This is a genomic window from Pseudomonas sp. RL_5y_Pfl2_69 (genome assembly GCF_963970465.1).
In the GTDB taxonomy this organism is placed as follows: Bacteria; Pseudomonadota; Gammaproteobacteria; order Pseudomonadales; family Pseudomonadaceae; genus Aquipseudomonas.
In genome coordinates this window covers 269,708-281,840 of sequence record NZ_CAXAOU010000004.1, presented here as the reverse complement: position 1 = coordinate 281,840, position 12,133 = coordinate 269,708, and the positions used below count along the sequence as shown (strand labels likewise).

Genomic DNA, 12,133 nt, shown 5'->3' with positions numbered 1-12,133 from the left:
CCATGCCTCCTGTGCATAGGGTCCGGCATTAATAGCATTGGGCGGGTGTCATCGCAAAGCCTAACGTGGGCCCACAAACAACAAGAGGAACCCGTCATGCGTATCGTAGACATCCGCGAAAAAACCGTTTCCATTGCCTCCCCGATTGCCAACGCCTATATCGACTTTTCCAAAATGACCTGCTCGGTCGTCGCAGTCATCACGGATGTGATTCGCGACGGCAAACCCGTCATCGGCTACGGTTTCAACTCCAATGGTCGCTATGGTCAGGGCGCTCTGATGCGCGATCGCTTCCTGGCACGCATCCTGGAAGCTGATCCGGACACCTTCGTCGACCATGACAACAACAACCTGGACCCGTTCGCCATCTGGAAAGCCCTGATGACCAACGAGAAGCCCGGCGGCCACGGCGAGCGCTCGGTCGCCGTTGGCACCCTCGACATGGCGGTCTGGGATGCCGTGGCCAAGATTGAAGGCAAACCGCTCTACCGCCTGCTGGCTGACCGCTACCGTAACGGCGTGGCAGACGACAAGGTCTGGGTCTATGCCGCAGGTGGCTACTACTACCCCGGTAAAGACCAGACCAAGCTCAAGGCAGAAATGCAGAGCTACCTGGATCGTGGCTACGACGTCGTCAAAATGAAAATCGGTGCAGTGCCGCTGGACGAAGATATCCGTCGCATCGAAGCGGTCCTTGAGGTGGTTGGCGACGGTCGTCGACTGGCGGTCGATGCCAACGGTCGTTTCGATCTTCAGACCGGTATCGCTTACGCTGAAGCCATCAAGAAGTACAACCTGTTCTGGTACGAAGAGATCGGCGATCCTCTGGATTACGCACTCCAGGCGGAACTGGCCAATCACTATGAATTGCCCATGGCAACCGGTGAAAACCTGTTCTCTCACCAGGACGCCCGGAACCTCCTGCGCCACGGCGGTATGCGCCCTGATCGCGACTTCCTCCAATTCGACTGTGCCTTGTCTTACGGGCTAGTTGAATACATGCGCACCCTGAAGGTGATGGAAGAAATGGGCTGGTCTTCCCGCCGCGTCGTTCCCCATGGCGGTCACCAGATGTCCCTGAACATCGCAGCAGGCCTGCACCTTGGCGGCAACGAATCCTACCCGGACGTTTTCCAGCCTTTCGGCGGGTTCGCTGACGGCATCCGTGTCGAAAATGGCTACGTCGGCCTGCCGGATATTCCGGGGGTTGGCTTCGAAGCCAAGTCCGCCTTGTACGCAGTCATGCGTGAGCTGGGCGAAGGCTGATCACCTTCAAACTGCGGTCTCTTTTACCGAGGCCGCAGCCTCGGGCCGTCCCCCACTGACGCCCGGCCACATGCCCATCACAACAATAAAATGAGGTGCTTTCGTGGAAATATCCAAGTCCCGCTGGTACAGCCAGCTGTATGTCCAAGTACTGATCGGTATCGTGATCGGTGCAGCCATCGGTTATTTCATGCCTGATATTGGCGCCAAGCTCCAACCTTTTGCCGATGGTTTTATCAAGCTGATCAAAATGCTGTTGGCGCCCATCATCTTCGGTACGGTTGTGGTCGGTATCGCAAAGATGGGCAGTATTAAAGAGGTCGGACGCATCGGTGTGAAAGCGCTGATCTACTTCGAGATTCTGTCAACCATCGCCCTGGTTGTCGGCCTGATTGTGGTCAACATCGTGAAGCCTGGCGTCGGCATGAACATCAACGTCAACGCCCTGGATGCAAGCGCAATCAGTAAATACAGCCAGGCCGCCAGTGAACAAGGTGGCACTATTGAATTCTTTCTCAACATCATCCCGCACACATTCATCGGCGCATTTTCCAATGGCGTGATGCTTCAGGTCATCCTGCTTTCGGTATTGATGGGTGTTGCCCTGGTGCAAATGGGCGAGACCAGCAAGCCGCTCATCAACACCATTGATCTGTTCCTGCAAGGCCTGTTCAAGATCGTTGCCATGGTCATGCGCCTGGCGCCGATTGGTGCGGGGGCTGGCATGGCCTTCACCATTGGCAAGTACGGGATTGGCACCTTGCTGTCGCTCGGTCAATTGCTGATCGCGCTTTACATCACAACCTTGATTTTCATCGTAGTGGTGCTGGGGACGGTTGCCAGATGGTCGGGGATGCCCCTCATGCACTTTCTTCGATATTTCAAAGATGAAATTCTGATCACCCTTGGCACCTGCTCAACCGAAGCGGTACTGCCGCGGATGATGGTGAAGCTTGAAAAGCTTGGCTGCAAAAAATCAGTCGTGGGCATGGTGTTGCCAACGGGGTACACCTTCAATGCGGACGGCACCTGCATCTATCTCACAATGGCCGCCATTTTTATCGCCCAGGCGACCAATACACCCTTGACGTTCGTGGACCAGATGATTCTGCTCGGTGTCTTCCTGCTCACGTCCAAGGGCTCGGCTGGCGTGGCGGGCGCAGGGTTTGTGACGCTGGCTGCAACGCTCACCACCATCCACTCCATTCCTCTGGTCGGGCTTGTCTTACTCCTGGGCATTGATCGCTTCCTGAACGAGGCGCGGGCCGTGACCAACCTGATCGGCAACGGCATCGGCACCATCGCCATTGCAAAGTGGGACAACTCGTTCGATGTCGAGGCCTGCGAGCGCGAAATCGCCGCAATGCAACACGAAAAGGCACAACGGAAAGCCTTGCTTGCGCAAAAATAGCCCGCACTGCACTCCGGTCGCGGCGCGTCAAAAACGGCTATGACCGGAGTGCGTTACAGCGTTCATTCAATCAACGGGCGATCACTCTTTACTCAAATCTACCAACGGCGTCTGCCGCACTTCGGTCCCTCGTCCGTCCTGGATCGATTTGACCTGCTGCAACGCCTTGTCCACCGCCGGTTTGTCAGCCAGCAACGAGTAACTGATGCTGAACTGGCGCTGTTCTTTGGGGCCAATGGTCGGGACCAGGTTCAGCGGCCTCTGGTAACGGCGGTTGTAGGAAAAACTGGTACCTGGCTCAAGCCCGGTGACATAGCCCTGGCCCTTCGTATCAGTGTTTTTCCATAGCGAGAACACCGGCAACTGCTGGACATTGAAGCCAACCGAGACGCCGAGGCTGGCGTCCTTGTTGTGCAGCACCGTCAAGGTGTTGCCCTTGGCATCACCGTAAGGCACCACGTTGTACACGGTTTCATCGTAGTCAGGAGTCGGTGCGCGATACGTCTGCCAGTCGCCCAGGTCAGCTTTGGCCTTGTCATTGAAAGGAGACACCTGTTTGACCGGTGCCGCAAAACGGGCGCCCTCCTCCAGAAACGGCGTGCTGAAGTTGCTGTGGTACAGCGCCTGGTATTCTTTGGGGTAATCACCGTTGTTGGTCAACGTGTCATTGAGCACAAAGCGCGCCGCACCCGGTTCAGTGACCAGCTCCGTTTGCACGCTGAAGTCCACTTTTTTGAACGCCTGCTCTTTCAACTCACCGCGCACATGAATGGCATAGGGCGGGGTTTCGTCGATATGCACAGTCACCTTGCTGGCAGGGATGTTCGCCGCACGACCGTGTAAGGTCAGCAACTCGCCATTGTCCATGCCCGGATGGCCTACCCATTCGTAGCCACAGCGGGCGACCAGTTCGTTGAAACCTTCAAGCCAACCCAGGCCACCGCGACCGTTAAGCTCTATGAACGCGGGATTGACCACGTCCTTGACCGGCGAATCCCACCCCATCCGCGCACTGCCGACCTGGGCACTGAGCACGTTCATGCCCCGCGTCGGCACCACCGTCAATTTCATCGTGCCGTTATCGATATCGATCAGACTCACGCCTTCCTGACGACCGCCGTGCAAGGTGCGCAGGGTGATTGAAAAAGGTTTGTCGACCTTGAGGCCGAGCTGCTCGCTGGTAATACGCTGATTGCTGGCAGGCTTGTCGCTGTCGAGCAGCACAAAATCCCAGGCAAACGTGTGAGTTCCAAAGGACAGGGCTGCAATGGCGCAGGTCACGGGAAGCAGTTTCATGGGCGGATCCTTTCTTGGAATTATAATTCGCCGAATTGATGAATCGTTTCAGCTTGCAGCGAGTCTAGCTCCATTTTCAGCGGCGGTGTAGCCAGGATGAGGTGATGAGCGATGCAAGCGCAGCTTGCGAGACATGAATGGGCCAGTGATATCTGAAGGTCTTTCCGAGCGCACGGGGCGCTCGTCAGACTCATTGCAACGTCAAAATGGGGCGCCTTGCTCAGCCCGGCACATACAACCTGGCCATCACTTGCAACAATCGATCATCGTCACCCGCCGCGCCAATCACCTGCAGCCCCACCGGCATCCCCCTCACCTGCCCCGCAGGCAGGCTGATCGCTGGCAACCCTGTCAGGTTCCAGGCACTGGTGTGGCTGAGTACCGCGGCACGCACATCAATATCCTGCTCCCCTACCCGAACTTCACGGGCATCAACCTCAGTCGCGGTGATCGGCACGCTGGGCGAAACCAGAAAGTCATAACGTTCAAACAAACGCGCCAATGCCGCCTTGTACTGAGCCTGACTGGCCTGGGCGCGGATGTATTGCCAGCCCCTGACCTCCCGGGACAACTCCAGTCGCTCGCGTACTTCCTGATCGAACAGTTGCGGGGCCTCGTGCATGCGCTCGGCATGCACGTCAAAGGCTTCGGCACGTTGCAGGGTCAACAGGGTGTCTTTCATCTCGGCCGCCAGGGGTGCCAGTTCGTCAGTGTCCTGCAACCCGTTGCCAAACAGTTGCTGCGCCACCTGATAGACCTGCCGGTCCACTTCGGCATCCACCGGGCCGAAGCAGCCCGACGTGATCCAGCCCACCCGCAGCGAATGCACGTCGGGCGCCTTGGCGAGCGGGCGACCGGCGATGACTTCAAACAGCAGCCGCGCATCCTCGACACTGCTGGCAATCGGGCCCACATGGTCGAGGCTCGACGACAGCGGGAAAACCCCATCCAGCGGCACACTGGCAAAGGATGGCTTGAAGCCGACCGCTCCACACAACGCCGCCGGAATCCGGATCGACCCTCCGGTGTCGGTGCCCAACGCCAGCGGCACCATGCCGCTGGCCACCGCCGCCGCGCTGCCAGCGCTGGAGCCTCCCGTGATGCAACGGGCATCCCAGGGGTTACGTGCCGCACCTTGCAATGAACGGTCGCCGGTCGGGCCGTAGGCAAATTCGTGAGTCAGGGTCTTGCCGACAATCACGGCACCCGCCTCACGCAAGCGCTGCACGCACAGAGCATCCCGCCCCGGTGTGCAGCCCTCGAAATGTGCCGAACCATAAGTCGTCACGTAATCAAACGTATCGATATTGTCTTTGACCGCTATCGGTATGCCTTGCAGCGGCCCCAGGTCCCGGCCTTGGGCAAACAGCTCATCGGCCTTGCGGGCCTGGGCCAGTGCGACGGGTGCGTCGACCTGAACGAAAGCATTCAGGACCGGATTCAGGCGCTCGATGCTGTCCAGGGCTGCCTGGGTCAGTTCGACACTCGTCAGGCTCCCCGCGCGAAGGCGCTCGGCCAGCGCGATGACCGATTGGCCAAGGAAATATCCAGCGTGGGTAGGCTTCGCCAGGTTCATACACTCAACTCCATCAAACAACTGCAGGGATAGGGGGCGTGACCGACTGCCGACCGCCCGGACGCACCATCAGCATTGCGCTCATGCCCAGTGCCGTCGCCACCGCAGCCGCCACGAACATCGACGAGTAGCCGTATCGAACCGTCAGGTAACCGGTGAGCATCGGAGCGATGAACGAAGCGGTGTTGGCGATGAAGTGGGTCATGCCGCTGTAGGCACCGACCCGGTTGGAGGGGGCAGTGTCGATAACAACCGCCCAGTAGACCGAGTTGGGCAGCGCGTTGAGGGCGTTGGCCAGGGTCATCAGGGCAATCACGCCCCATACGGTCTGGGCCTGGGATACCAGAATGAAACACAGCGTGGTCAACAGCAGGCAGGTCGCGGCCAGCCAGCTGCGAGCCACTTTCAGATTGCCGGTGCGGCGCAGCAGCAAGTCGGAGATCTTGCCACCCAGCAGCACGGTGAAGCAGGCGCCGGTCCACGGAATCATGCCCATGTACCACAGCGACGAGAGGTTGTAGTGAAACTCGTCCTGCAGGTATTTGGGGGTCCAGGTCAGCAACAGGAAGGTCACGTACACAAACGAGAAATACCCGATCGCATTGAGCAACAGATCCTTGTTTTTGAAGAAGTGCCAAACCGGCGCGACACTGGTGGTCGGTGTCGAGGCATTGACGGCCTCGGCGCGCTCCTTGCGCAGGAAATCGAGTTCAGCCTTGGACACACGCGGGTTTTCATCAGGGGTGTTGGTGAACCGTGTCATGAAGAAAATCAGCAGCGCAAGGCTGACCACCCCCAGCACCACGAACATGCTGCGCCAGTCCCCGGTCAGGGTTTGCAGGCCGACCGCTACCGGAGCGGTCAACAGTGCGCCCAGAGGTGTACTGAGCAGGCCGACCGAAACCACGAAGCCCCGCTCCTTGGGTGTGGCCCAGTTGGCCACGCTCTTGTTGATGACCGAGTAGGCCGGGCCTTCGGCAAAGCCGAACATCACGCGGATCGTGGCAAAGCCAGCCATGGCCGAACCGCCCAGAAACGCCAGCCCGAAGTCGCCGGCAAAGGCGGTGGCAATTTCGAAAATCGACCAGGTAGCCCCCGCTATCAACCAGATGCGTTTGGCCCCATAGCGGTCGGCCAGGATGCCGCCGACCAGCGCGCCGAGGATGTAACCGTAACCGAAGTAGCCCAGGACATTGCCCCAATCGGCCTTGTCGAAACCGTACTCGGGAAGAATGCTCGCCGACGCATAGGCAATGGCGCCGCGGTCAATGTAATTGAGCAGTGCCATGAGCATGATCAGGAAGAAAATCTGGTAGCGAAAAGACGGGATAACGGGGCTGTTCATAGGGGATCTGACTCTTCAAGTGATGGCAGAAGTCAAAAAGTCGGCCGGTGTCCACTGATGCCGGTCAGTGTTGGGTGGAGCTCCACCTCTCCCCTGACTGACTGGCATTAGCCGGTGTCGGCGTATTTTTATTGTTTTACCCAAACGTTTGGGTTGGCGAAATGTAGAGCGCAGAAAAGTTTTAGTCAAACGTTTGGGTAAAGATTTATTTCCGGGAAGGTGCGCCCTATTCGGGTAGAATTCGCGCGCTAAACAACGGACTGCCGGAAATCCCCAGAACATGCCAAATCAATCTCGCCCCGCCACCCTGAAGTCCATGGCTACTGCACTGGGAGTGCATGTTTCCACGGTGTCACGGGTGCTCAATGGCGATCCCGCCGGGGTCGAGCGAGCGGCGTCGGCCGAGGTGGTGGCGCGAATTCGTGCATTGGCAAAAGAGCTGGATTATCGACCGAACACGCAGGCATCTAACCTGAAATTGCGTAAAAGTCAGGAAATCTGCGTGCTCATGCCGCGCCTCACCGACCTGGTGATGGCGACCATCTACGACAGCATTGACAGTGCGGCCGAGCAGGCCGGCTACCTCACGTTCGTGTCCAACACCGACGACCAGCAACCGCGTCAGATGGCCCGTGCCGAACACGCCTTGCGCCGCTCGGTGGCCGGGCTGATCGTGGGCGACTCCCATGTGGGAGACACTCAGCCCCTGCTCGACCTGCTGGCACGCAAGCACATTCCCTACGTACTGGTCAGCCGCCAGATCGCCGGGCAACTGGCGGCTTGCAGCGACGATGAGTTGGGCGGCTGGCTGGCGGCCGAGCACCTGTTTCAATTGGGCTGTCGGGATGTGGCGATTCTCGCAGGCGAACGACATGCCTCCACCGGGGCGGACCGTACTCGCGGTTTTACCCGTTATTACCGCGAGCAAGGCATCACATTGCGCCCGGAGTGGACCCTCAATGGCCCGTTCGACAGCCTCACCGGGCATAAACAGGGCGAGTACCTGCTGGGGCTCACCCCACAACCGAAGGCGTTTTTCGCGGTCAACGACTTCCTTGCCATCGGCTTGATGGGTGCTGCGCGCGACAAGGGCTTGATGCCCGGCAAAGACATTGCCGTGGTCGGTTTCAACGACATCCCCTTGGCCAGCGAACTGATGGTGCCGTTGACCAGCGTGCGCCTGCCTTTGTCAGAGATGGGGCAACATGCCGTTGAACTGCTGCTCAAGCGCATCCGGGGCGAGGCTGCCGAGTCCATCACCCTGACCCCGCAGCTTCAGGTGCGGGCGAGTTCTGCGCGGGTTGTTTGAACCACACGCTCAGGTCGCGTTGACCCCAACGCCTGCTCTGTCCCATTCAATCCTTACTTCTTCTGCCCTTATCTGAAGAAGCAATTTCGAACACCTGAAAATTCTCTCCTTCTTTAGGAAGCGTCTTACATCAATCCGTTTGGTGCCCTGCTAGCTTGCACGGCACTTTTGAGCCTGCTCAGGCTCAGGTATCGCAACGCCCCTTTATCCCCCGCTTAAGGACAAGCATATGTTCGCGCCGGCGAATACTGCGCATTTCACGCTACTGATCCCCTCTGTTCGCAACGACTTCAAGGTCCTGGCCTTTGATGGCACTGAAGCCATCAGCTGCTTGTATGCGATCCACATCGAACTGGTCAGCGAGTACCCCGACTTCGATCTGGAGAGCCTGCTCTGTCAGCCCGCTTTTCTTCAGTTTGGCCTCAATGGTGAGGGCATTCATGGGCATATCGAAGAGGTCTTCGTAGGCGAGTCCGGTCGACGCCTGACCCGTTATCAATTAACCCTCGTGCCTGCCCTGCACTACGTGCAGTTCAGCCACAACCAACGGATTTTCCAGCACCTGACGGTGCCGCAGATCGTGGCCCAGGTCCTTAAAGGCCATGGCATCCAAGCCGATGCGTACACCTTCCATGTCAACACCAGCCCGGAACGCGAGTACTGCACCCAATACGGGGAAAACGACTTCGAGTTCATCCAGCGGTTATGCAGTGAAGATGGCATTTCATGGCACCACCAGCACAGTCAGGATGGCCACCTTCTGGTATTCACCGACGATCAGACCTATTTCCCAAAGCTGGGGGGTACGCCCTACCTGCAAGGCTCCGGTCTGGTGGCGGATCACCCGGTCGTCAGCCAGTTCTCGATGCGTTACAGCACCCGAACCAGCACCAGCACACGCCGGGGCTATGATCTAAAACGCCCAAGCCTGTTGCTGCAAAGCCACTTCACAGCCGAGTTCAACCCGGCGCTCGAAGACTACCGTTACCCGATACCGCACGAGAATGAAAAGCTCGGCAAGCAGCGTGCACGGCAAGCCCTGGAGCGGCACCGCACCGACTACCAGTTAGCCGAAGGCAAAAGCGACCAGCCGACTCTGCGCAGCGGTCACTTCTTCGACCTGACCGAACACCCCCGTAAAGCCTGCAACGACTTGTGGCTGTTGCTCAGCGTGACGCACACAGGCAAGCAACCTCAGGCGCTGGAGGAAGCGATCACCCACGACGTTAACCCCGAAGACGGCTTCACCCAGGGTTACCGCAACACCTTCAGTGCGATCCCCTGGGACGTGTTCTACCGCCCTCCGTTGGTCACGCGCAAATCCGTATTGGTCAGCCAGACAGCCCGCGTTACGGGGCCTGTAGGGGAAGAGATTTTTTGCGATGAATACGGCCGGGTCAAAGTCGAGTTCCATTGGGACCGCGCCGAGCTGGGCAGCGACAAGAGCAGTTGCTGGCTGCGGGTGTCATCCAGTTGGGCGGGGGAAGGTTTCGGTGCGGTGACTATCCCGCGCATCGGCATGGAAGTCGTCGTGACGTATCTGGAGGGGAATCCCGACCATCCGCTGATTACCGGTTGCGTCCCCAACAAGGTCACACCGGTGCCCTACCCCTTGCCCGCGCACAAGACCAAAACGGTACTGCGTAGCCACAGCTCACCCGCCAATGGCGGCTACAACGAACTGTCGATTGAAGACCGGGCCGGGCAGGAGTTGATTCACCTGCGGGCGCAGCGCGACATCGAACAGGTGATCCTCAACGACAGCGACACCCGCATCGGTAACGATCGGCGCGAGCACATCACCCGGGACAGCCACAGCCTGATCAGCAACGACCGCTTTGAGCAGGTGGACAACAACAGCTCCAGCCTGATCAAGGGTGACGAACTGCACACCACCCAAGGCCTGCGTAACACGGTGATCGGTGGCAACGAACTGATCAGCATCACCGGCAACAGCAGCACGACGGCCGACGGCACGCTGGTGATTCAGGCCGGGGCACACGCCCATGTCACTGCCGCCCATGTGGTGATCAATGCCGGCATGAGCCTGACGCTTCAGGCCGGTGGTCAACACATCCTTATCACTGCAGGCGGCATTTTCAGCAGCGTGGACATTGTTCAGGGGGGTGCGCCCGTGGCGGGTGTTCCACCGCTGCAAGCCGCCCAGGCGCGCTCGGCACAGCCCATGTTCGCTCCGACACTCACCGCCCTAATGGCGGGAACGAAAGTTAGAAACATGGACGCCTGCCCGATTTGCGTGGCGTGCAAAGACGGGCTTTGCCTACCGAATGGAGTGAACTCATGAAGATTGCCTCTGTGCGGCAATGGATGGCAGAACAGCTAACGCTCGGCCACTCGCTGTGCTTGATTCTGGACTCTGAAGGCGAGCGTGCTGCCCGCCAGGCCCTGCTGAAAAACCACGGCCCGGAGCAATACTGCAGGGTGTACAGCGAGACTCCGCTCGCAGACCTCGCTGATGCAGGGCCCGTCATCTTCCTCATCAACAGTCCCGATAACGAACACATCAAAGCGCTGCTTGAGGTGCCTGAACGTAATTGGGGCTGGCTGGCCAGTATTGGCAGAGATGACCTGCCTGCGCTGACCCGGCACTGGCGCGAACGCGTGATTACCGGCACTCGACCCCATCAGGCGCTGTACCGTTTTCACGATAATCGAGCCCTCACCCGTGCCTTGGGGCATATCCCTGAAAAGGCCCGCCCTGAGTACCTGGGGCCTGCGATCAGCGTGTGTTTTTGGCAGGGTTCACAGTGGGCAGTCATTAACAATCCTGCTCCCGGAGTGCATCCGGTACCTGCTGACCCGGCGTGGCTGAACGTCCCAGTGCCCGCGAGCCAGACGATGGCGATGCTTCATTCCAATATCTACCGGTATCTGTGGGCAGAACACAGCGACGAGCTGATACGACTCAGCCAGCGCCAGGACCCAAGTACCTGGCTCGCAGAACAACTCTCCCAGGCTCGGCAATGGGGCTGGTCCACCCCTGAGCAACTGCACTTTTTGATCATCAATACACTCAAGCCACCCTTGTTGAGGAGCTGGCTGCCACATGGCGACGAAGACCCGCAGGTTCACTTCGAGCGCCTTTTGAATGAAGTGAAGTTCTGGTCAGGAGAGCAATCAGCATGATGAACGAACGAGATATGTCTCCCAGGTTCCTGCGGGTCTTGTTTGTGAATGCAATGGCCTTTGTCGTTTCGGGCTGTTCAATGGCACAGACCGAGAGTTTTACCTTTCAAGCCGAGATGCCTGAAAACTTCACCATTAGTCCAGTGGCGTATTACGCATCGACCTCCGGCGATTCATGTTCCAGTAAAAACCGTATCCAAAGCGGGCAATCCATAGGCGCGCGCCCGGTTGAGTTCAAGCTGCCGCTGACGGATACAACCAGGGGTTGTTCAATGGTTTTGACAAACGTGGTGCTGCATATCAGAGGTCAGTGGGGCACTCGTGAGCTGGACATGAGTCTGCAAAGGGCCGGTATTTCCATTCGTGATGAGCCAACAGAAAACCTTCGCCCTTTCCCCACATCCGGACCGCTGGTCTTTCAGGGTCAGTGCCAATGGTTTTTCCGCACGATGGGTCCATACCGTTACATCGTGAAAATCCTGCAGTGTCGGGCGCTCGACGCGAATGGCGTCGTGCAAAAAAGCTTGGCGGGCGAAGCGCTGCAGCGCGATCAGTTAGCGGGCAAGACTGTGAAGTTGGTGCTTAGTGTCGCGGATAAAGAGGAGCCTTATTACAACGGGTGGTGGCTCGAAACGCCCAAGGGCTGGAAGGCCTGTACTGGTTTATGGGGAACCAATAACGAAGAGCCATGTGTCAAGCCATACAAGTTCATCAAATCTTTCAAAATGCCTGATGGGCGGGACTGCACCGTCTATCCCAACTGCACCGAATAAGGACTTCAAA

9 protein-coding genes are annotated in these 12,133 nt (G+C 58.4%); 6 read left to right on the top strand and 3 right to left on the bottom strand.

What is annotated here, in order from left to right; translation table 11 throughout:
- Positions 1-96 precede the first annotated feature (96 nt).
- Positions 97-1,266, top strand: coding sequence for an enolase C-terminal domain-like protein (locus tag AACY07_RS09625; RefSeq protein ID WP_133076808.1), 1,170 nt, complete (start codon positions 97-99; stop codon positions 1,264-1,266).
- A gap of 103 nt (positions 1,267-1,369) precedes the next feature.
- Entirely contained in the window at positions 1,370-2,677 is a 1,308-nt protein-coding gene (gene dctA, locus AACY07_RS09620; protein ID WP_133076809.1) for a C4-dicarboxylate transporter DctA, read from the top strand.
- A gap of 81 nt (positions 2,678-2,758) precedes the next feature.
- Here the strand turns inward: dctA and AACY07_RS09615 are convergent, their stop codons facing one another.
- From AACY07_RS09615 to AACY07_RS09605, 3 genes are all read right to left on the bottom strand, one after another.
- A complete protein-coding gene (locus AACY07_RS09615; protein WP_339474574.1) occupies positions 2,759-3,973 on the bottom strand; it encodes an aldose 1-epimerase family protein in 1,215 nt (404 codons plus the stop codon).
- Positions 3,974-4,193: 220 nt separating this feature from the next.
- A complete protein-coding gene (locus AACY07_RS09610) occupies positions 4,194-5,549 on the bottom strand; it encodes an amidase (protein WP_339474573.1) in 1,356 nt (451 codons plus the stop codon).
- Between the two features lie 13 nt (positions 5,550-5,562).
- Positions 5,563-6,894 carry an MFS transporter gene (locus AACY07_RS09605; protein ID WP_339474571.1) on the bottom strand — a complete coding sequence of 444 codons (1,332 nt, stop codon included), beginning with the start codon at positions 6,892-6,894 and terminating at the stop codon, positions 5,563-5,565.
- Positions 6,895-7,174: 280 nt separating this feature from the next.
- Here AACY07_RS09605 and AACY07_RS09600 point away from each other — a divergent pair, with 280 nt between their 5' ends.
- The 4 genes from AACY07_RS09600 to AACY07_RS09585 all read left to right on the top strand — a co-directional run bounded on the left by AACY07_RS09600 (position 7,175) and on the right by AACY07_RS09585 (position 12,123).
- Positions 7,175-8,203: a substrate-binding domain-containing protein gene (locus AACY07_RS09600; protein WP_133076813.1), complete on the top strand. Its 1,029-nt coding sequence runs from the start codon at positions 7,175-7,177 to the stop codon at positions 8,201-8,203.
- 229 nt (positions 8,204-8,432) lie between these two features.
- A complete protein-coding gene (locus tag AACY07_RS09595) occupies positions 8,433-10,508 on the top strand; it encodes a type VI secretion system Vgr family protein (protein ID WP_339474569.1) in 2,076 nt (691 codons plus the stop codon).
- Positions 10,505-11,350, top strand: a complete 846-nt coding sequence (locus AACY07_RS09590) for a DUF4123 domain-containing protein (protein ID WP_339474568.1) — start codon at positions 10,505-10,507, stop codon at positions 11,348-11,350. Before AACY07_RS09595 ends, AACY07_RS09590 begins: the two co-directional genes overlap by 4 nt.
- Positions 11,347-12,123 (top strand): hypothetical protein, encoded by a 777-nt coding sequence (locus AACY07_RS09585; protein ID WP_339474566.1) that lies wholly within the window; start codon positions 11,347-11,349, stop codon positions 12,121-12,123. Before AACY07_RS09590 ends, AACY07_RS09585 begins: the two co-directional genes overlap by 4 nt.
- Positions 12,124-12,133 lie beyond the last annotated feature (10 nt).